We start from the raw sequence: 19,723 nt of genomic DNA, 5'->3' as shown, positions 1-19,723 counted from the left end.
TGAATTACACATCCAACAAAATTGCGCAAATTGTTTTTAATAAGATTACAAATTTCACTTTTCAAAAAAATCAGCGAATCTGCGGTCATTTTTTAAAAATTAAATTCCCAAACGAATACCTATTTTTAATGAACAATTGGATTGAACTATTACACGATTTTAAAAGCAAAAAGAAACCAGTTGCACTCGTTACAGTCACCAAAATTCTTGGTTCAGCTCCTTGCAAAGTTGCGTCAAAAATGATTGTTACCCTTCAAAAAGAGATATATGGAACCATTGGTGGAGGAAAATTAGAATTTCAGGTAATTGATGAAGCGGTTCGTGCTATACAAGAAAATAAAATTTTAGAATCCACTTATACTTTAGGTCCCGAATTTGAACAATGCTGCGGCGGAAAAGTAGAATTAATTATTGAACCCATGAATCAATCCCCAGAATTATACTTATTTGGAGCCGGACATATAGGCGTTGCCATTTGCAATGTTTTAAAAGACACTCCTTTTGCAATTACACTTTTGGACACTCGAGAAAATTGGAGAGAAACTGTTCAAATTGACCAAACCGTTACTTACAGTGCTGTTCCTTTTGATCTTTACAAACAAACCATAAACTGGGGACCAAACTGCTACATTGTGATCTTGACTCACGACCACAAACTGGATTTTGAAATCACTGCTTTAGCATTACACCAACAAACTAAATACATTGGATTGATTGGCAGCAAAACCAAGAAAAATAAATTCAATAATTTATTGATAAACGAATTGAATTTTAGCGCTGGAATTTCTCCTGTTCATTGCCCAATCGGTTTGGATTTGGGCGGTAATTCCCCTAAAGAAATTGCCATAAGCATCGGTTCTGAATTACTGAAAGTCTATTATGGAAAATAATACCGTATTCGTATTGCTGGCTGGTGGAAAATCCGAAAGAATGGGTGTTGCAAAAGGATTGCTCGAATACCAAAACACCTATTGGATTTTGGAACAATTAAATCGCATTGCTAATTCAACCCTAACCGAAGTTTTTATTGGATTGGGTTATTTTTCCGAAGAATATTTGAATACAATTTCATGGATCAAAGAAGCACAATTGGATTTTGTTCTTTATAAAAATTTAAAAGTAAGAGTTCTAATAAACCAAAATCCGGAACAAGGCTCTTTCTCAACGCTTCAAACTGTTTTACACCAGATTCCCAAAAACAAATCGGTACTCATTAGTCCTATTGACGTTCCTATATTGAACTCTGCCGAACTACAAAACATTATCGAAGAACAAAACCAAATTGTACTTCCCAATTTTGAAGGCAAAAATGGTCATCCGATAAAGTTGGGTTCAGAATTTTGGGAGCTTTTACTTTCGTTAGATCCAACCGATGAAAGTAGCCGATTGGATTTGGAAATCAAAAAAATAAATCCTTCAAAAATAACAACAATCGCGATAACCGATTCCAGTATCGTAAAAAATCTAAATACTCCAAAAGATTGGGCAACGTATTTAACGGAAATTCCACAATAGGAGTAAATTTCACGAAGTTACTCAAAGGAGACACAAAGATTCGCAAAGAAAAAATGGGTTCTTGAGATTGAGCTTAAAAAACTTTGCGAGACTTTGTGAATTCTTCGCGCTTCTCTGCCAAATAAAATCTAATGCCTATTGCAGATTTAAATTTTTATCAGAAATAAGCATAAAAAAAAGCGTCTCGAAAACTATCGAAACGCTTTTAAAAATTAGTCGTAAAAATCTTTATTGAAGTAAAAACAAAGCTCTATTCGTTAATTCATTCTTGTATTTTAATACATCATCTAAATGCTCTAATAAATATTCATTGTTTTCAATACTTAATTTCATTTTAGAATCGCTAAACATTAATTTGCAGATTACTTTTTTTGTACTATCATCAATACTGATATTAAAAAAACTTTTAAAATCTTTATAAAAAATTCTTTCATTTGGAACTTTCTTATTTTGAATAAGTAGTGTTCTTATCATATGATATGCTTGAATTTCAGACTCTGTCGTAACAACCCCTAATGAATTAGAATTTGATTCATTAATAACTTTTTTATCGTATAGTGATTTTAGTAATGAGGAATTAATTAAACTTATCATTTTACTCTGCGTTTCATCATTAAACTTAGTCTTGAAATTCATATTTCTATGAATAATTTTCAATAAGTCCTTCGACGGAGCAAGAAGTTCTTTTAACAAAGCATTCTCAAAGTCTTCAACAAAAACACTTTCTTGGGCAGTTTGAATAATTTCCTTAACCAAAATATACCTCTTATCAAATTTAGTTAATGTTTCAATATCACTCTCTGTATAGCTGTTTAAATTAAATATAAAAAAAGGTTTACTATCAATCACATTTGGGTCTATTACGTCTGAATAAAACCTATATTCTATACCATTTGTTAATATTGCAATTTTTGAATTTTTTGTATTACCAAAATACCCATTTAATTGACCTGCTTCTTTATCAGTTAAACGACTATTATACTTTTTTGCTTCTATTAAAATAGTATCCTTTTTATTTAAAATTATAGCATAATCTATTTTCTGACTTATACGATTTCCAAAATCCGCATTATATTCCGGTATTAAATCATTTGAAACAAAATTTAGCATCTCAAAAAAAGGCTCAATCAAAAACTTACGGGTTTGTGCTTCATTAGAACATAATTCAATAGCTTCAGTAAGTTTAAAATTATCGAGCAATTTTTTCAATTGATTAATAGCCTGTTTAGGAATATTTGTTGCCATTTTAGAATTTTTAATTATTATAATCAAATCTAATAAAATAAATCTACACATTGCTTTTAGCAAACCTTTTTGTTGCATAATTCTTTCAATTGCAATATTTAACATAAAAAAAGCGTCTCGAAAACTATCGAAACGCTTTTTTACAAATTAAATTCAACCTATTTCTTAATTAATTCCTGCAATGGTTTTAGTTGTTCCAAATCAATTTTTGATTCTTTCAAAACCGAAATCATATTCATAATATTCGTTGGATTCATGTCTTTTCCTAAAACTCTGACGACAGCAAAACCAGCATCTTTTTTATTGGCAAAAAACACAAATTCATTAATATGATCATCAGTCCCAACATAACTGACTGAAGCTCCTTCCTTGCCCGAACCAAATTTCATCAACTGTTGGTACATCGTATCTTTTAGAATCAAATTGACCTTGGCACGTTCTGTTTCAAATTGCGCTTTGTTTTTATCATTCAATTTGAAAGCCAAAACATTGACTTTATCAAAAGAGTGCAAGGCTTCTTTCTGCGCAACTGTCAATTTGGTTTTATCAACATTCAAGATGTTTGACGAAATATCCAAGGCAATAAAATCTTTGTTTTCGGTATTCTGCACAAAGTATTTTTGCAAAGTAGGCTCCGAATTACAGCTTCCAAAAAACAAACTGACCAGCAGTGTGATTATAAATAGTATAAGTTTCATTTTACTTTTTACCTTTAGTTGCTTTCTTCAAATCATCCCCGCCAGGAATTCTCATTTTATCAGTCAGGACCGAGATTTCATCCAAATCAAAATCTCCTGTTAATGACATCAGGACCGTGTCTTCGTCTTTTCCGCCTTCGATAAACATTAGCAACTCTTTAATTTGTGAATCTTTGGCTCCTGATCTCACCATAATTTTGATGTTTCGGCCTTTATCATTTACACGCATCAATTCTTCCAACCCAGCGGTCTTAATGTATTTATCGGCAGCTACTTTCATTTCGCCTTCTACTCTTGTACTTTGAGTAGTAAACACTTTTAAATTTTCTAATTTCTTTATCAGGTTCATGTATTGCTGGGCCTCTTTATCGGAGGTATCCACTTTTACTTTGCTCATCAATTCAAACATTTTCTTGTTGACTACAATTGATGTTACATCATCTTGTCCGTCAAATTTATCGAATGCTCCTTGTGCAAAAAATGGACTTGATACTAATACTGCTACTAATGTGATTATTAACTTTTTCATTTTATTTTGATTTAATGATTATTATTATTTTAAAATTCAACTATTGGCTTGAATGCTCTAGAATCACTCTCGCTTTATTTTTATTCAACAAATGCTTTGTTCTTGGTTGTTTCATATACTTGAAGATATTGCACCCCTTCAATCCCAACGTTTACATGATTAGACAACATGGCCAATGCCTTTTGAGTGGCTGCTAAGGCTTCTTCCGGATCATCATAAGTTCCTAACTCTCGATTTTCTTTTACGGTATTAGTATTAAAATAAGTATAAGTTCCTATTCCCAACATCACAACAATCGATGCTGCTATCGAAAACCAGGCGATTTTTCCTTTTTTTGAATGCAGTGCTACTTTTTGTGTAAAAGTATCGTCTTTTGCTTTTGCAAAATACCCGAATAAAGGGCGATATTGCTCTAAATGTTCTGCTACATTTGGAGAAGAAAAATAATCTTTCAACTCATTTTCTTCGGCAATACTTGTTTCTCCTTCAAAGTATTTTTCTAAAAGTGCTTCCATTTTATTGTATTCCATAACTGTGTGTTTTAAACATGTATTCTCTAATTGTTTTCCGTGCTCTTGAAAGTGCCACTCTTACGGCAGTTTCATTCATCTCCACTATTTTTGCGATTTCCGAAAATTCGCATTGCTCAATATCCCGTAGTTGAATAATCAATCGTTGTTGATCGGGCAGTTGCTCTATAATTTTTTCTACCCAATTTAAACTATCGTTGTCCTCTACTTTTTTGTCTAAACTTGGCTCTCTATCCGTAAAATTATTGTGCACAATTTTTAGATTACTGGCTCTTTTCGATTTTAACTGGTCCAGACAATAATTTTTGGTCATTGTCATTGCCACTGCTTCGATACTATTATACGAATCTAAGTTTTCATTTTTACTCCATAATTTTACCAAAATTTCCTGAGTGGCATCTTCTGCTTCCTCTGTGCTTACGAGCAATCGCTTGGCCAATCGAAAGAGCTTGTCTTTGAATGGATTGATTAAAAACACAAATTCATTTTGGTTCATAAAATGGTTCTATTAATTCGGTTATACAATCAAGACGATACACTATTACATTTGTTACAAAAAAAAAATTAAATTAAACTAAAGTTAGTATTTTTGCGTTCTGTACCTACTAGAAAATATGATATGAAGACATCTTTCAAAATTACACTTTTATTATTCTTGGCCCTTTTTATATTTCAGAGTTGCGAAGATATGGACGATGTTGCTCCACCCCCTTCTCTAGAAGTCAATGATTTTATATGGAAAGGCTTAAACTTATATTATTTATGGCAAGCTGATGTTCCTAATTTGGCAGACAAGCGATTTGCCAATCAAACCGATTTAAATACTTTTTTGAAAGGATACAACAAACCTGAAGATTTATTTGATGCATTAAGAGTCGATAAAACTATAGATCGTTTTAGTTGGATTGTAAGTGATTATCTGGAACTGGAAGGGATGCTTCAAGGAACAACAAAAAATGACGGAGTAGATTTTGGTCTCTACCGCAAATCATCAAGCTCTGATGAAATATTTGGATGGGTACGATACATTATTCCAAACTCAGATGCTGCAACCAAGGATATTAAACGTGGCGCTATATTTTATGGTGTAAATGGAACAAAACTTACCGTTGGCAACTACCAAACGCTATTGATAAATGCCGAAAGTTATACTCTGAATTTAGCTGATTTTGATAATGGTCAAATTACACCAAACGGAAAATCGGTATCTTTAACAAAAACCGAACTTGCCGAAAATCCAATTTTGGTAAATACAGTAATTGAATCCGGAAGCCATAAAATTGGGTATTTAATGTACAATGGTTTTTACCCCAATTATGACACACAATTGAATGATGCCTTTGGGACTTTAAAAACGCAAGGAGTAACCGATTTAGTTTTAGATTTAAGATATAATTCTGGTGGTTCCGTTCAAACTGCTACCCGTTTGGCGAGTATGATTACGGGACAATTTACCGACAAAGTTTTTTCTAAACAACGATGGAACGATAAAATCAATGCTTATTTTGAATCTGAAGATCCCGAAGCATTAAAAAACTTATTTACTAATAAAGTTGGTACCGATCCATTGAACAGTTTGAATCTTACTAAAATTTATATCTTAACAACCAAAAGCACAGCCTCGGCAAGTGAATTGGTCATCAACGGATTAAAGCCTTATATTGATGTGGTTCAAATTGGGGATATCACTACCGGTAAAAATGTGGGTTCAATCACGATCTACGACTCTCCAACTTTTGGGAAAGAAAATAGAAATCCGAATCATCGTTATGCCATGCAACCTTTAGTTTTAAAAATTGTAAATGCAGTTGATTTTGGTGATTATTATAATGGTTTAACTCCTACTTATGCCTTAAAAGAAAACCTTGCCAATTTGGGTATTTTAGGCACTACATCTGATCCTTTATTGAGTACGGCAATTGGGAAAATTATCGGAACTGCCAAAATGATTAAAAAGAGTTCAGGAAAATCATACCCTTATTTTAAAGATGCAAAATCTGTAATTGGTCAAGATCAAATGTATGTCGAAAAAGTACCAGCCGGGCTTTTAAAATCTTTGGAATAAATAAATCAAATCAAAAAAGGCTTTCATCACTGAAAGCCTTTTTTTTTCCAAAAACTAAAAAACCTAATACCATTAATTATTTCAAAATATTAAATGAAACATACAACGATATTATACCAAACTAATCATTAAAATAAAATCCCGCTGGAATAACACCAACTGAGAAAGTTTTTTCTAAGACTCCTATAGATGGTGAGATCAGTCCATAAACATATACTTTTCCATTATGCTGATAATCTCCTGCATCACCCACATAAATATAACTTCCGTGTACTGCAAAACTGTACACACCATAAACACCTTGTGGAGTAGTGCTGAACAATGGAGATGCAGGCAAAGCGGTTGCCCCATCTTCCATTTTAAAAATATCCGCATCAACAGTATAGTAAGCATCGTTGCCTCCCAAAACTAAATTTGACAAATGTTTTTTTGCATCCGAGTACCCAATTGTACTGGTCACCTTATTGGTTGACATATCTACTTTTACTATTTTTCCCGCCGTTTCTGTCAAAGGAGCAGAAACATAGCTTGGGTTTCCAGAACAAGCAACCCATAAAGTTCCTCCTTTTATGTCCATACTGTCTGGAACATCGCCAACTGCAATTGTTGTAGAAATACTATTAGTAGCGGCATCTATAACCGAAATTTTATTTCCATAGTTGTAGCCACCTTTATGGGCTACATACAATTTTCCTGAATTTGCAATAATTCTTTCAGGACCTTCAACAACCGGAATGGTGCTTGATACTTTATTCGCTGTCAAATCGATTACGGCAACATAATCATCTGTTGCAACACCGCCATCGCCCCAATTGGTCACATACCCTTTGCCATTTGCAAAAGCAATATATCTCGGATTCTTTAATCCCGAGTTAATGCTTCCAACACTTTGTAGCGTATAACGATTTACGATTTCTATTTTGTTACTTCCATTCAATATAATATAAGCGTTTTCTCCATTAAAACCGATATCCTGTCCTACATCTCCTAAAGTGATTGTTGGATTTACTACTGAAAAAATATCATTTTGTGCCGTAACAAAATCAGACGAAACATAAGAAACTGAGGCATCTGTATGTCCAAATCCACCTTGATTTAAAATTAAAAAGCCGTTATCATAACTTCCCAATGGAGTATCGTCATTTGTGTCATCGTTACTTGTACAGGATACAAAAAACAAAGAAAAACAAACTAAGGCCAAAACTGATTTACTGAAATTCATAGTATTAAAATTTAAAGGTTAGACTGATTGTAAAATTTCTTCCCGGCATATAACGCTGAGAAATGCTTTGATAATTCTGATTAAAAAGGTTCAATGCTTGTAAACCCAATGAATAGGTATATTTTGAACCCAAATTATAATACATTGCTAGATTTGAAACCCAATATTCTTTGACCAAATTATACTTTGCAGAAGGTGTTGACACTGCTCCATTAAATAAAAATTGATAAGTTGCTGTCCATTTGTTATAGGAATACGAAACGTTAGAATTAAATTTATGGTATGGAACATATATTAATTGTTCACCCGTTTCTACATTTTTTGAAACAGTATAAGCATAACTTGCATTGAGTGCTATATTATTTTTGCCATAAGTATTTGACCAACCCAAAATAGTTTCGGAACCATAAGTATTAACTCGATTTGTGTTTTCGGGGGTCCAATTTGATCCGTTTGTTGGTATCCAGCCAATCAAATCATTTATTTTTATAAAATAAATTGTTTCGGATAAAGTGATTTTTTTATACGAAAAAACATTACCAACTTCGGCCTGATAGGAATTCTCGGGTTTCAAATTGACATTTCCGCCCGGCTGCCAATACAAATCATTGAATGTTGGAATCCGGAAGTTTCTCGAAAGATTGACTTTTAAATTATAAAAAGAATTAAAGATATAAGACGAGCCCAATGAGAATAAAAACGGGCTTTCATAATCCGAACTAATTTCTTTTCTGAGACCCAATTCGTTTTGCCATTTTTCATTGTATTTCTGAACTGCTTTTATTGCAATCGCACCAATCTGCCGGGTATTGTCTCCAAAACTGGTGCCAAAACCTTTCGTACGATTGTAGTCTAAAATTCCGTTTAACTTAACCGATTTCAACACTGTGTAGCCCAGATCCATTTTTGCAATAAACGATTCCGATTTGCCAAAACTAAAATCATCACTGTCATTATTTTCATAATATTGATATAGTTCTGTGAGATAGGCAATTTTATAATTGCTGGTGAAACGATCATTGGTGGTTGAATATTCCAAAAGATTTCGACTAAAGGTGTTGATATACTTTGTTTTGGAATCGGATTCTGAAATTAAAGAGTTATTACGGTCAGTGTTTGAAGTCTGACTGTAAAAAGTAACAACCGAATTGGGTTTGATTTTGTATCCAACGTTGGCAAACAAATTGGTCGTTGCGTATTGTCCGTTTTCGTTTTTTCGCTGCTTCCCGTCCCCTGTAAATTGGTTTATATAAGGATAATCATTATCCGAGCTGTTTCTTGAAAACCCAACTTGAGTACTCCATTTTTTATTTGAAATCGTCATTTTATAATTGACACTAACAGTATTGAAACTTCCGTAATCCAATCGAATATCATTTTCAAATTTGTTCCTGAAAACCAAATCATTGCTTAAATGAACAGTTCCTCCTATGGCGCCACTTCCATAACTCACACTTCCCCCACCGCCTTTTATACTTATCGAATTAAAATCGGGCGCTGTGAATGTATTAAAATCGGCACTTCCGTTGAGTTGCGAATTAACGTTTATTCCGTTCCAGATTACTGCCGTTTGCGAAGCTGTTGTTCCCCTAAAAGAAACCGTCGAAGTCATTCCGCGCCCATATTCCTTGAAATACAGCACACTGTTATAATTCAACAAATTGGAAAGTGAAGATTGATTTTTGTTAATAACTGAATCATTAAGAACCTGAATCGATTGCGATTTATTATTGGTATATAGAGTACGGTCAGAAACAATAACCTCTTTTAAATTGGTTATAGAGTCATTTTGCGCCGAAATAAATTGGCACATCAACACAAAAAAGGAAAATATTAGTTTTCTTAAAGTCATAATTTCTGAACCTTTTTTCCCGAAAGTTCGATATTCGTTAAGAAAAAAGGCAGGTCTCCTGGCTTGCGTCTTGTTGTTGACCTTCCCATTACAATTTTAAATTTCGGAGTTTAGACTTTAGAGTTAATCTAAAATCTGAATTCTAAAATCTACAATTTAAAACAGTGGTTTGTAGATAACAACAAGCTTGATAGCTTACAGTTGCGGGAACAGCTTAGGTTTTGAACCTAATTCCCTTTTAATGTGTTTTCGAAAAATGTAAAATACAACCTTAATTCGGATGCAAATATAACCGAAATGAATCTACAAATCCAACAGTTTTATTTTTTTAATCGAAAAACAACTAAATTTAAACATAAAAATTAAACGCAATAAGAAAGAATAGTAACCTAGTTTTAGGGCTTAAATTTCTCTTTTTTTAAAATAATTTATCTTGGGTTTTTAACCAAAATGGTTTTTAAAACTAATATTTGTCTTATTTTTTCTTATAAAAAATAAACAAGGGATTTATAAATTGGCATACCTTTGTTGCCATAGTTAATTATTAAAATATGAGAATTTCAATTTACAGGACACTATTTTTTATTGCTCTATTGTCTGTTTCGGGTTGCCAAAACAAAGAAAAAAAAAGCTCTCTAGACATTTCAAAATCAAAGAATAGTGTCGAATATGCCAAAAGTTTGGCTATTTGCAAATACAATGGTTATACTGTAGTAACCGTATCAAATCCGTGGCCAGATGCCCATAAAAACTTTACTTATATTCTAAAAGAAAAAAACGGAATTGTACCAGATAGTTTGAAAAAAAATCCAACAATTGTCGTTCCTCTGCAATCTATTGTAGTGACCTCAACAACAAATATTCCTTTTTTGGAAATGCTAGGAGTTGAAAAAAAATTAATAGGATTCCCCGACACCAATTATATTTCATCCCAAAAAACGAGAGCTCTAATTGATGCCGATTTAATTAAAAACGTTGGGCAAAATGAGAAACTTAATATCGAACAACTAATCGATTTGTCACCAAATCTAATTGTCACTTTTGGCATTGACAATAACAATCCATCAATTGAAAATCTTCAAAAAAGTGGTTTAAATGTACTGATTGAAGCTGATTGGATGGAGCAGTCTCCTCTTGGAAAAGCAGAATGGATTAAACTCTACGGAGCACTTTTTGGCAAAGAAAAAGAAGCAAAAAATCTCTTTAATACTATTGTCAAAAACTACAATGCTGCCAAACAATTAGTTGCCAACACTAACAGACAACCAACTGTAATGTATGGCTCTATGTACCAAGACCAATGGTTTGTCGCTAGAGGAAACAGTTGGGTAGCACAGTTTATGAAAGATGCTGGAGCCAATTATTTATGGGCAAATGAATCTGGAACCGGAAGCCTAAGTTTACCCTTTGAAAAAGTTTTGGAAAAGGCAAAAAACGCTCAATTTTGGATTGCCACAGGTTCCTTCAAAACATTTTTAGAATTAGAAAATAGCAATCCTCATTACAGTCAATTTGATGCTGTCAAAACAAAAAATGTTTATACATTTGAAAATAAATATGGAGCAACTGGCGGCACAATTTATTACGAACTTGCAGCAAGTCGTCCTGATTTAGTTCTTAAAGATTATATTAAAATTTTCAATCCAGAACTTCTTCCAAATTATACTTTTACATTTGCGCAAAAACTAAATTAAAAAACAACTCAACAGACCTAACAGCTTGCTAAGACGGGTTAGGGCTTTGCTAAAAAAAGCGAATTGAACAATCCAAAACGAAATACAATTTTATTCACATTGCTTTTTTTAGGGCTTATCGTTCTGTTTTTTATAAACATCAGTTTTGGATCCATTAGAATTCCTTTTAAAGAAGTATACACCAGTTTGACAGGAGGACAATCGAGTAAATCAACTTGGGAATACATCATCGTTAATTATCGCTTACCTAAGGCCATTACAGCAGTGTTAGTTGGAATTGGCTTGTCAATAAGTGGATTATTAATGCAAACTTTATTTCGAAATCCACTCGCTGGACCTTACGTTTTGGGACTCAGTTCTGGTGCCAGCTTAGGTGTCGCTTTTGTGATATTGGGTGCTAGTGTATTACCTCCATTTTTGAGTAGCATATTACTGTCATCCTACGGAATCATTTTGGCTTCAACAATTGGAAGCACAATGGTTTTGCTTCTAGTTTTAGTTGTCTCACAAAAGCTGCGGGACACTGCCGCTATTCTTATTGTTGGACTAATGTTTGGAAGTTTTACAAGTGCCATTGTTAGTGTACTCTCTTACTTTAGTACAGCAGAACAATTGCAAAAATTCACTTTTTGGTCAATGGGAAGCTTGGGCAATTTATCTTGGTCTTCAATTCTTATTTTGTCCATCTGTGTTTCAATTGGGTTACTATTGAGTTTATACAGTATTAAACCTTTAAATGCGTTGCTTTTGGGCGAGAATTACGCTAAAAGTATGGGGCTGAATTTCAATAGAGCCCGACTTATAATTATATTGGCAACCAGTATTTTAGTAGGTAGCATTACTGCCTATGCCGGCCCTATAGCTTTTATAGGTTTGGCAGTACCCCATATTGCCAAATTAGTGTTTCAAACGAGTAATCATACTATTTTATACTGGAGTACTTTGCTTTTTGGAGCTGCAATTATGCTAATTTGCGATGTAGTTTCCCAAATGCCAGGAATGGAAATCACCTTGCCTATTAATGCTATTACTTCGATATTGGGAGCGCCAGTTGTGATTTGGCTGTTGGTTCGAAAGAGCAGTTTTAAGTGATGGTTCAAGATTCAATTTTAACCACATAGATTCTGTGTTGATTTCAAAATTTAATCTATGTGGTTAAAAAAAAATAAAACTATAAATAAAACATATTATGCCACATTTTGTAATTGATTGTTCCGAAAGCATACTGAATCTAAAATCCCCCCAAGAAATTATGCAAGCTGTTTATGACACCGCAGAATCCACTGGCCTTTTTAGCCCCGGTGACATCAAAGTTCGCATCAATCCTTTTCAATATTACAATATTGGGAATACTACTGATGATTTTATTCATATTTTTGCCAATATAATGGAAGGGAGAACCACAGTTCAAAAAAGCAATCTCTCCAACAAAATAGTTGGTAAACTAAAAGTACTATTTCCCGAGGTTCCAATTTTATCTATCAATATTAGGGACTTTGAAAAAGCAACCTATTGCAATAAATCTATGGTTTAAGTTTTCGTTTTTCAGTAAAGCCATTATTTAAGAATTTAGAACATCTCAAAAATGAATACTATCCTAACCACAGAAAATTTAAGCATTGGCTACACTTCCAAAAAAGAAACAGTGACCATTGCTGAAAACCTCAACTTGAATTTGCAGGCAGGGAAACTGATTGCTTTGATTGGGGCAAATGGTATTGGAAAATCTACTTTATTACGAACCATTACTGGAATTCAGAAACCTTTGCAGGGAACTGTTTTTTTGAACGATAAGAAAATAACTAGTTACGAACCTTTGGCACTGGCCCAAAATTTAAGTATGGTTTTGACCGAAAAGTTGCCTTCGAGTAATTTAACCGTTTTTGAATTGGTGGCGCTCGGACGTCAGCCTTACACTAATTGGATTGGCACTTTAGCAGATACCGATGTCAAAATCATTCAAGAGGCAATAGAACTAACACAAATTGGCCATTTGTCTCAAAAAAAACATTTCGAAATCAGTGACGGACAGTTGCAAAAAGTTTTGATTGCAAGAGCATTGGCGCAAGATACGCCTTTGATTATTCTGGATGAACCCACTACCCATTTGGATTTATTACACAAAGTTTCTTTGCTTAAACTATTAAAAAAACTAACTCACGAAACTGGAAAATGTATTTTGTTTTCAACTCACGACATTGATATGGCCATACAATTAAGTGATGAAATGATTATCATGACTCCGGAGACAGTAGTCCAAGATGACCCTTGTAACTTGATTAGTAAAGGCAGTTTTAATACTTTATTCAAAGACGAACATATTGTTTTTCACAGCGAAAAGGGTAAATTTGTTATTACTTAGAAATTATTAGTCATGAATTATAGGTCTTAGCTTTACTGTACTAGAATGAAATCTGTAAACTGAAATCTGTGAACTATTTTATGCTCCTTTCAGTAAATTAATACTAACCGTTGCAATCTCTGAATCGGGGAATTTTTTAAAATAGTTAGGATCTGGAAATAATCCAGCTTCGGCTGCGATTTTATGAAGTACTTCAACCTCAACTATAAATTGATCCGAAAAACCGTGCGTGGCATCATAAGCCGTTGCGGCAGTTTTTCCTAAATTTAAAGCGGTCAAATGAGGAGCAATAGTATGCAATTCAATAATTAGCAATCCAAATTTATGAACATAAGGCGACCATTTTTTGAAGTGCTCCAATAAATTATCTTCCACTAAACTATTATTTATCCGAACGCCTCTATGAGCAAATGCTCCAGTTGAATTACTTATTCTTTCTTCAGTGATTTGTTTTGGCATTTCCCAAATTCTATTGTGATCCAGAAAAGTTCTTACGTTCAACAAATCTTTCAGATCAATATTATAGTTCTCCCACAAATCTTCTGCCAGCAAATCGGGACGACCAATATCTCCCCAAATTACTTTCGCCCATATATCGGCTTTAATCAAATTGGCTCTTGTTACTTTAAGAGCCGCTTGATTATAATCGGCTCCCACCAAAAATAAAGGATGAGCACTAAGCATTTTTCCTCTCAAAGTTTGACGTTCAATAACATTGAAAATATGTTCTAGGAAAGCGCCGTTTCCACAGCCCATATCCAAGATTCCTTTGGGTTGTTCCTCTATTGGCAAATTAAATAATTTGATGATAATTTCGTCCACCACTTTAAAATAAGCATCGTGTGCACCTCCGCTTCCCCAGACATTCATCTCGCGGTCCACGTGAATTTCATCTTCTCCATCTCCAACAATCCTTAAAATAGAAGGATTACCAAAAATCAATTCCTCTATTTTACTAAAAGTAGGCAAATATGAAACCGTGACTCCATAAGCCGAAGCTCTTTTGGCAAAAAACAAACCTGTTTCGGTAAACTGATAATTGCCCTTCTTTTGGGTAAACCAACCTAAATACACCAAAAAATCGAGTATAATTTTGAAATTTTCAGGTGATTTATGAAATTCCTCTGGGCGAAAGGAAATCTCCATAAAATATTTGTGAAACATGCCACTCATACCCAAACCCACAATAGTTGGACCAACCAAAAAACCTTCAATATGTTTTAGAATCTGATGCTGTATTGAATTGGTCATAGAATCCGTAGAAAATGAGATTCCATAGTTGTCTTTGTATTTTTCGAAAATAAATTTTAAGCGTTCAAATGGAGCTTCATCAAACAATCGAGGATGAAAATCCATAGAAAACTGCAATAAATCCACCACCTCTTTATACAATGGAAACAGAGAAAAAGCAATTTCGCTTATCTCATTGGTGCTAATTGTAATTCCGTCAGCTTCTGCGTCAATTTTATAATCTAAGAAACCTTGTGAAGCTAATACTCTTAAAGCCACATTAAGATAACCTTCGTTGGCTTTGAATTTTTCTGTAAGTTCTGAAAGACTTGTTTTCTTTTTATCCAAAATGCAAGTCATTATTCCTTTTTTATAAAGCGAATAAGCAACTGGCGCGGTTACTAAACCATCCAAATGTTTAAAAATGGTACTTCGTAAGGAAACATTATCTATCATAAAAAAGAATTTAAGACAGAGCAAAATTGTCTATCTCAAATATATGAAATTTCCTTTAAAAATGACTTACTAATTGTGTATCTAATTTTCTTTAAGTACCTAAAAACAAACCTACAACCCAATCTGTCTCTTGGCCTCACCAACAACAAAAGCAACCGAATTGGCAATATTAAAACTTCGAATTAATGGTGACATAGGAATAGTCAGATGGTTTTCGAATAAACCTAAAACTTCTACGCTCAAACCCACACTTTCTTTTCCAAAAACCAGCCAATCACCATCTTGGAATTTTGCATCATAAATTGATGTCGAAGCATGAGAACTCATCAGAAAAACTCTGGATTGGTCTGGAATTTGAGACATCCATTCCGCTACATTTTGGTATTCGGTTACATCAAGGTGTACCCAATAATCGAGTCCGGAGCGCTTCAGGTTTTTATCATTGATAACAAATCCAAAAGGATGAATTAGATGCAAACGACTTTGGGTGCCTACACATAGACGGCCAATATTTCCGGTATTATTTGGTATTTCGGGTTCTACGAGAACTATATTTAGCATTTCTTAATGGTTAATCGGTTATTTGTCTATTTGGAAATCCTTCACTTCTAAAACTGCTCCTGCTTGCAAATCGTCCAAATGTACGTTTCCGATTCGGACTCTTACCAATCTTAAAGTTGGAAAACCAACAGCTGCTGTCATTTTACGTACTTGGCGAAACTTCCCTTCATTAACAGTTATAGAAGCCCAAGAAGTAGGACCGTGACGTTCGTCCCGAATCTTTTTTCCTCTTATTCCAAAATTGGGAATTTCGTTTACTATAAAAGCTTTGCAGGGTTTGGTGATGTATTTGGTGCCATTAAAACCAATCTCAACTCCCCTTTTCAATTGTTCAATCGCTTCTTGTGTGATAATGCCATCGACTTGCACGTAATACTCTTTATCGACTTTTTTGCTCCGAATGATTTCACTCATTTTACCGTCGGTCGTCAATAATAGCAAACCTTCAGAATCTTCATCAAGACGACCAATTGCCATTGTTCCAGCAGGAAAATCGTGTAATTCTCCCAAGAGTTTTTTCTTGCGCTTCAATTCGTAAATAAATTGACTTAAATAACCATAGGGCTTATGGAGAATGAAATGATGATGGGACATTATAACTAAATTTTAAATAAACAAAGATAGTTTTGTTTTTGCACTATAAAAAAAAAGGACTACACATTTCGTTTTTTAAACCAAACGCTTTGTTAAATAATTGAATTACTGTAGAAAAAAAGCGTACCATTATAGTAATTACAGTAGTAACACTAAAATTTAACGATATGGAAAGCAATAATTTAGGTTCTAAAAAAACCAATAACAAGCAAAATTCAGACACCGAATCTATTGTTGGAAGCTTGAATCCAGAAACATCAAAACTTAAAGAAGAAATAGAAATTGATAGTCACGGGAATGAAAAAGTAGTACAAAGAGCTCGTAATATTGAAGGTACCATTCCAAATCTTCCGGAAGAAATCGATACAGATCAACTAGAAAAAAAAGGTTTGAACCGTGGAGTTTTAACAGAAAAAGACACGAAAAAAACACTAGAAAATAGAGATCGAAATTCGGATATAACACCGAATCGATATCCAAACTCAAATCCTGATAATCACATAGATCGAGGAAATCAGAAATTGGATGAGTAAGAGTTAAGGTCTTTTTGAAAAAAATTTTAAACTCAAAATGCTAGGTGCTCTCCAGAGTATCTAGCATTTTTTTATTAAGGCTTTAAAACTAAAACGAAACATTTAACCCAACATTAAACACCAATTGAAACTGATTGAACGATTGATTTTCTAATGGATTTACATAATAATTCATTCCTGGTTCGATAAAAAATTTGGTTTTCTTATAGATTTCATATTGCAAAGTACTGCTCAATAAAGTTCCGTACACATAATCATTTACATTTTTATTTTCTCCTATAGAATTGCCATTCAAAGCAATATCATTAGAAATTAACTTACCGACAAAACCTCCTGTATTCATAGTAATATTGGCTTTCTTTTTGCTTAAAAGCACATAAGAAACCTCTAAAGGCATCTCAAAATATTTTAAGTTTTGAGTCACATTACCTTTTTCAAAACCATTATCAACATTGGAATTTGATGCAAACATATAATCTTGATTATTAGAAATAAAAACAATTTCATAATTGTTTTTTGAAGAACTAGGCTGATAAATAGTATTTACAATTGGCAAAGTACCTGATACAATTCCAGAACGACTTTGTTGTTCATAATACGAAACCCCTGCTATTTTTTGCCCAAGTTCATTAATTTTAAATCCAGAACTTATTCCCCATTTTTTGTTCAGTTTGTAGTTGGTCTTCACTCCATAACCATTGGATTGTTTTGAATCTACAGTGTTTCCAAGAGCTTTTTCATTGTTGTAATTTTGTGAACTCATAACTCCTGCAAACACTTGAAGTGACCATTTATCAATGCTTTCTGATATTGTTTTTTTCTTTGTTTTATCCAGTTCCACCTGCACTAAAGCCTGTTCTAATTGAGCAACTTCTGATTTTATTTTGCTAAGTGAATCTTTTGAGATTGCACTTTCTATCGATTTTTTATTGCTGTTAGGTTTTTCAATACTAGTTTCTTGGTTAGTTATAGCCACTTTATTGGCATTTATATTACTCACTTGAGTTGACTTATCAATTGACAATGATGATTTGGAAATTGAATTTTCTAAATCATCTTTATCAGCATTCAACTGTGAAATGCTTTTATTTTCATTATTTACTAAAGCTTTATCACTGGAATTTGAATTAGCAACTTCAACAGTATTGCCAACTATTAATTTTGATGTTGAAGCTATTGAAGTTGAATTCTGATTCGCAACTACCGAATTGGATTTTGATTCTCTTTTATTTTGATCCGCATTCTTAAATCTTGATTTTTTTTCCGCTATAGAAGAATTGTTTGAAATGGTAACAATCTGGTTATGATTTGAATGTATTTGAATAGTATTTAATTTGACAATTGTGGTTTTTTTATCCGTACTGTCATTATCACGGTTTTGATTGAAACTATTTTTAGAATTACTGTTGCTTTTCACATTGCCATTAAAATGCCTGCCTTTATCTATATTGGTATTGTCTTCCAAATTCTTTTCAAAAACAACTCCATCTGCATTATTTTCCATATTTAATTCAATGACACTTTGCTGATTTGAATTAAAATACAAAATAGCCGGAACAGAAAGTCCAACTACCAAACTAGCAGCAATCGTCCACCAAATAATGGCTCGCTTATTTTTTTTAGGTTCGTCTAATTGTGCTTCAATTTTATCCCACAACTCGGGAGGTGGAATACTGGAGAAGTCTTCCAATGAAGAAAAAATAGTTTTAGTTTCTTTATTTTTCATCAATTTCATGCTATTTTACAATTTAATACCGCCAAAATTTTTTTTTGCAAAATCCCTTTTGCCCTGTTCAAATTCGATTTAGAAGTTCCTTCTGTTATTTGAAGCAACTCTGCGATTTCTTTGTGTTTCATTTTCTCGAAAACGAACAAGTTAAAGACCATTCGGTATTGGTCTGGCAATTCTTGTATGTATTCCAATAATTTTTCTTGTGGAATAGGCTCCATTACCAATTCGTCTTCATCACTTACTTCTTCATCAATATCATAAATATCCAAAAACAAAATATCTTTTTTCTTCTTCTTTAATGTTTCTAATAATTTATTGATGAAAATACGTTTTATCCAACCTTCAAAACTTCCCTCAAATTTGTATTGCCCTATTTTTTGAAAAGCAATAACAAAAGCCTCTTGAAAAACATCTTTTGCATCATCTTCGTTTCTCATATATTTAAGGCACAGTCCATACAAAACAGGAGAAAACAACTGATATAATTTCAGTTGTGCTTCTCGGTCGTTTTCGGCGCACCTTTTAATATATTGTTCTACGTCTTCTTTCAAAAAAATGATATTGAATTTGTTGTTATTTTAGTTTTGATTTCAATTAATCGGCATTATCCATTTCGCCTTTGAATACACTTTTTTGATTAGTCAAAAACAAACCGTCATTAGTATTGATTTCCCAAACACTCTCTGCAAAAGTAGGTCTAACTTTTATAGCATTTTCAAAATAATTTTGAGCTGTTTCAACAGAAATAAATTCTCCCTCATTTGTAAAAATAAAGATTTTTCAGGCTCACTGTTCATAATTTCTTTCATGGAAATTTGTTTACCTCTCAAATTATAAAAAGCCCATGAAGAAATAATAAAAATTAAATTTTTCATGTGCTTTTATTTTAGAATTATGATGCTATT

At 33.1% G+C, this 19,723-nt stretch carries 21 protein-coding genes and 1 riboswitch; of the genes, 8 read left to right on the top strand and 13 right to left on the bottom strand.

Going from position 1 to position 19,723, the window contains the following annotated elements:
- The first annotated feature begins 128 nt into the window (after nt 1–128).
- On the top strand, nt 129–890 hold the full coding sequence (xdhC, locus tag OLM57_RS09465) for a xanthine dehydrogenase accessory protein XdhC (RefSeq protein WP_264563459.1): 762 nt from the start codon (nt 129–131) through the stop codon (nt 888–890).
- Nucleotides 880–1,515: an NTP transferase domain-containing protein gene (locus OLM57_RS09460; protein ID WP_264563458.1), complete on the top strand. Its 636-nt coding sequence runs from the start codon at nt 880–882 to the stop codon at nt 1,513–1,515. Before xdhC ends, OLM57_RS09460 begins: the two co-directional genes overlap by 11 nt.
- A 228-nt stretch (nt 1,516–1,743) precedes the next feature.
- Here OLM57_RS09460 and OLM57_RS09455 read toward each other — a convergent pair whose 3' ends face one another.
- The 5 genes from OLM57_RS09455 to OLM57_RS09435 all read right to left on the bottom strand — a co-directional run bounded on the left by OLM57_RS09455 (nt 1,744) and on the right by OLM57_RS09435 (nt 5,013).
- The gene (locus OLM57_RS09455) at nt 1,744–2,865 is read right to left on the bottom strand and encodes a type I restriction enzyme HsdR N-terminal domain-containing protein (protein ID WP_264563457.1); all 1,122 of its coding nucleotides are present in this window, start codon (nt 2,863–2,865) and stop codon (nt 1,744–1,746) included.
- A gap of 53 nt (nt 2,866–2,918) precedes the next feature.
- Nucleotides 2,919–3,458 carry a DUF4252 domain-containing protein gene (locus tag OLM57_RS09450; RefSeq protein WP_264563456.1) on the bottom strand — a complete coding sequence of 180 codons (540 nt, stop codon included), beginning with the start codon at nt 3,456–3,458 and terminating at the stop codon, nt 2,919–2,921.
- 1 nt (nt 3,459) lies between these two features.
- Nucleotides 3,460–3,987 carry a DUF4252 domain-containing protein gene (locus OLM57_RS09445; RefSeq protein WP_264563455.1) on the bottom strand — a complete coding sequence of 176 codons (528 nt, stop codon included), beginning with the start codon at nt 3,985–3,987 and terminating at the stop codon, nt 3,460–3,462.
- A gap of 80 nt (nt 3,988–4,067) precedes the next feature.
- Nucleotides 4,068–4,517: a hypothetical protein gene (locus OLM57_RS09440; RefSeq protein WP_264563454.1), complete on the bottom strand. Its 450-nt coding sequence runs from the start codon at nt 4,515–4,517 to the stop codon at nt 4,068–4,070.
- Nucleotides 4,504–5,013 (bottom strand): RNA polymerase sigma factor, encoded by a 510-nt coding sequence (locus OLM57_RS09435; RefSeq protein ID WP_264563453.1) that lies wholly within the window; start codon nt 5,011–5,013, stop codon nt 4,504–4,506. Before OLM57_RS09435 ends, OLM57_RS09440 begins: the two co-directional genes overlap by 14 nt.
- Before the next feature lie 123 nt (nt 5,014–5,136).
- Here OLM57_RS09435 and OLM57_RS09430 point away from each other — a divergent pair, with 123 nt between their 5' ends.
- The gene (locus tag OLM57_RS09430; RefSeq protein WP_264563452.1) at nt 5,137–6,582 is read left to right on the top strand and encodes a S41 family peptidase; all 1,446 of its coding nucleotides are present in this window, start codon (nt 5,137–5,139) and stop codon (nt 6,580–6,582) included.
- 121 nt (nt 6,583–6,703) lie between these two features.
- Here the strand turns inward: OLM57_RS09430 and OLM57_RS09425 are convergent, their stop codons facing one another.
- Together OLM57_RS09425 and OLM57_RS09420 are read right to left on the bottom strand one after the other, a co-directional pair.
- A complete protein-coding gene (locus OLM57_RS09425; RefSeq protein ID WP_264563451.1) occupies nt 6,704–7,804 on the bottom strand; it encodes a YncE family protein in 1,101 nt (366 codons plus the stop codon).
- 4 nt (nt 7,805–7,808) lie between these two features.
- Nucleotides 7,809–9,656, bottom strand: coding sequence for a TonB-dependent receptor plug domain-containing protein (locus OLM57_RS09420; RefSeq protein ID WP_264563450.1), 1,848 nt, complete (start codon nt 9,654–9,656; stop codon nt 7,809–7,811).
- Between the two features lie 30 nt (nt 9,657–9,686).
- Nucleotides 9,687–9,945: riboswitch (cobalamin riboswitch) on the bottom strand.
- Nucleotides 9,946–10,207: 262 nt separating this feature from the next.
- On the opposite strand from OLM57_RS09420, the gene OLM57_RS09415 reads away from it, so the two are divergent.
- From OLM57_RS09415 to OLM57_RS09400, 4 genes are all read left to right on the top strand, one after another.
- Nucleotides 10,208–11,350, top strand: a complete 1,143-nt coding sequence (locus OLM57_RS09415) for an ABC transporter substrate-binding protein (RefSeq protein WP_264563449.1) — start codon at nt 10,208–10,210, stop codon at nt 11,348–11,350.
- A gap of 63 nt (nt 11,351–11,413) precedes the next feature.
- Nucleotides 11,414–12,442 carry a FecCD family ABC transporter permease gene (locus tag OLM57_RS09410; RefSeq protein WP_264563448.1) on the top strand — a complete coding sequence of 343 codons (1,029 nt, stop codon included), beginning with the start codon at nt 11,414–11,416 and terminating at the stop codon, nt 12,440–12,442.
- Nucleotides 12,443–12,539: 97 nt separating this feature from the next.
- The gene (locus OLM57_RS09405) at nt 12,540–12,884 is read left to right on the top strand and encodes a 5-carboxymethyl-2-hydroxymuconate Delta-isomerase (protein WP_264563447.1); all 345 of its coding nucleotides are present in this window, start codon (nt 12,540–12,542) and stop codon (nt 12,882–12,884) included.
- Between the two features lie 51 nt (nt 12,885–12,935).
- On the top strand, nt 12,936–13,712 hold the full coding sequence (locus OLM57_RS09400) for an ABC transporter ATP-binding protein (protein WP_264563446.1): 777 nt from the start codon (nt 12,936–12,938) through the stop codon (nt 13,710–13,712).
- Nucleotides 13,713–13,790: 78 nt separating this feature from the next.
- Here OLM57_RS09400 and OLM57_RS09395 read toward each other — a convergent pair whose 3' ends face one another.
- From OLM57_RS09395 to OLM57_RS09385, 3 genes are all read right to left on the bottom strand, one after another.
- On the bottom strand, nt 13,791–15,398 hold the full coding sequence (locus OLM57_RS09395; RefSeq protein WP_264563445.1) for a class I SAM-dependent methyltransferase: 1,608 nt from the start codon (nt 15,396–15,398) through the stop codon (nt 13,791–13,793).
- A 111-nt stretch (nt 15,399–15,509) separates the two neighbouring features.
- Nucleotides 15,510–15,959, bottom strand: a complete 450-nt coding sequence (locus OLM57_RS09390) for a tRNA (cytidine(34)-2'-O)-methyltransferase (RefSeq protein ID WP_264563444.1) — start codon at nt 15,957–15,959, stop codon at nt 15,510–15,512.
- A gap of 18 nt (nt 15,960–15,977) precedes the next feature.
- On the bottom strand, nt 15,978–16,553 hold the full coding sequence (locus OLM57_RS09385; RefSeq protein ID WP_264563443.1) for a pseudouridine synthase: 576 nt from the start codon (nt 16,551–16,553) through the stop codon (nt 15,978–15,980).
- A 167-nt stretch (nt 16,554–16,720) separates the two neighbouring features.
- Between OLM57_RS09385 and OLM57_RS09380 the strand changes: the two genes are divergently transcribed.
- Nucleotides 16,721–17,086, top strand: a complete 366-nt coding sequence (locus OLM57_RS09380) for a hypothetical protein (protein WP_264563441.1) — start codon at nt 16,721–16,723, stop codon at nt 17,084–17,086.
- An 88-nt stretch (nt 17,087–17,174) separates the two neighbouring features.
- On the opposite strand, the gene OLM57_RS09375 is transcribed toward OLM57_RS09380, so the two are convergent.
- The 3 genes from OLM57_RS09375 to OLM57_RS09365 form a co-directional block, all read right to left on the bottom strand.
- Complete coding sequence (locus OLM57_RS09375; protein WP_264563440.1) at nt 17,175–18,812, bottom strand: hypothetical protein; 1,638 nt, start codon at nt 18,810–18,812, stop codon at nt 17,175–17,177.
- 5 nt (nt 18,813–18,817) lie between these two features.
- Nucleotides 18,818–19,369: an RNA polymerase sigma factor gene (locus OLM57_RS09370; protein WP_264563439.1), complete on the bottom strand. Its 552-nt coding sequence runs from the start codon at nt 19,367–19,369 to the stop codon at nt 18,818–18,820.
- A 153-nt stretch (nt 19,370–19,522) separates the two neighbouring features.
- Nucleotides 19,523–19,693, bottom strand: a complete 171-nt coding sequence (locus OLM57_RS09365) for a hypothetical protein (RefSeq protein WP_264563438.1) — start codon at nt 19,691–19,693, stop codon at nt 19,523–19,525.
- Nucleotides 19,694–19,723: the final 30 nt, after the last annotated feature.

Origin of the sequence: Flavobacterium sp. N3904, assembly GCF_025947305.1 — a bacterium.
Classification (GTDB): domain Bacteria; phylum Bacteroidota; class Bacteroidia; order Flavobacteriales; family Flavobacteriaceae; genus Flavobacterium.
This window is presented reverse-complemented; position numbering and strand designations above follow the sequence as displayed.

Excerpts from the sequence above, each read along its gene's own strand:
- OLM57_RS09440 (WP_264563454.1), bottom strand. The coding sequence starts at position 4,517 with ATGGAATACAATAAAATGGAAGCACTTTTAGAAAAATACTTTGAAGGA.
- OLM57_RS09430 (WP_264563452.1), top strand. The coding sequence starts at position 5,137 with ATGAAGACATCTTTCAAAATTACACTTTTATTATTCTTGGCCCTTTTT.
- OLM57_RS09380 (WP_264563441.1), top strand. The coding sequence starts at position 16,721 with ATGGAAAGCAATAATTTAGGTTCTAAAAAAACCAATAACAAGCAAAAT.
- OLM57_RS09390 (WP_264563444.1), bottom strand. The coding sequence starts at position 15,959 with ATGCTAAATATAGTTCTCGTAGAACCCGAAATACCAAATAATACCGGA.
- OLM57_RS09420 (WP_264563450.1), bottom strand. The coding sequence starts at position 9,656 with ATGACTTTAAGAAAACTAATATTTTCCTTTTTTGTGTTGATGTGCCAA.
- OLM57_RS09455 (WP_264563457.1), bottom strand. The coding sequence starts at position 2,865 with ATGTTAAATATTGCAATTGAAAGAATTATGCAACAAAAAGGTTTGCTA.
- OLM57_RS09425 (WP_264563451.1), bottom strand. The coding sequence starts at position 7,804 with ATGAATTTCAGTAAATCAGTTTTGGCCTTAGTTTGTTTTTCTTTGTTT.
- OLM57_RS09415 (WP_264563449.1), top strand. The coding sequence starts at position 10,208 with ATGAGAATTTCAATTTACAGGACACTATTTTTTATTGCTCTATTGTCT.
- OLM57_RS09405 (WP_264563447.1), top strand. The coding sequence starts at position 12,540 with ATGCCACATTTTGTAATTGATTGTTCCGAAAGCATACTGAATCTAAAA.
- OLM57_RS09445 (WP_264563455.1), bottom strand. The coding sequence starts at position 3,987 with ATGAAAAAGTTAATAATCACATTAGTAGCAGTATTAGTATCAAGTCCA.
- OLM57_RS09450 (WP_264563456.1), bottom strand. The coding sequence starts at position 3,458 with ATGAAACTTATACTATTTATAATCACACTGCTGGTCAGTTTGTTTTTT.
- xdhC (WP_264563459.1), top strand. The coding sequence starts at position 129 with ATGAACAATTGGATTGAACTATTACACGATTTTAAAAGCAAAAAGAAA.
- OLM57_RS09435 (WP_264563453.1), bottom strand. The coding sequence starts at position 5,013 with ATGAACCAAAATGAATTTGTGTTTTTAATCAATCCATTCAAAGACAAG.
- OLM57_RS09385 (WP_264563443.1), bottom strand. The coding sequence starts at position 16,553 with ATGTCCCATCATCATTTCATTCTCCATAAGCCCTATGGTTATTTAAGT.
- OLM57_RS09395 (WP_264563445.1), bottom strand. The coding sequence starts at position 15,398 with ATGATAGATAATGTTTCCTTACGAAGTACCATTTTTAAACATTTGGAT.
- OLM57_RS09365 (WP_264563438.1), bottom strand. The coding sequence starts at position 19,693 with ATGAAAAATTTAATTTTTATTATTTCTTCATGGGCTTTTTATAATTTG.
- OLM57_RS09460 (WP_264563458.1), top strand. The coding sequence starts at position 880 with ATGGAAAATAATACCGTATTCGTATTGCTGGCTGGTGGAAAATCCGAA.
- OLM57_RS09375 (WP_264563440.1), bottom strand. The coding sequence starts at position 18,812 with ATGAAAAATAAAGAAACTAAAACTATTTTTTCTTCATTGGAAGACTTC.
- OLM57_RS09400 (WP_264563446.1), top strand. The coding sequence starts at position 12,936 with ATGAATACTATCCTAACCACAGAAAATTTAAGCATTGGCTACACTTCC.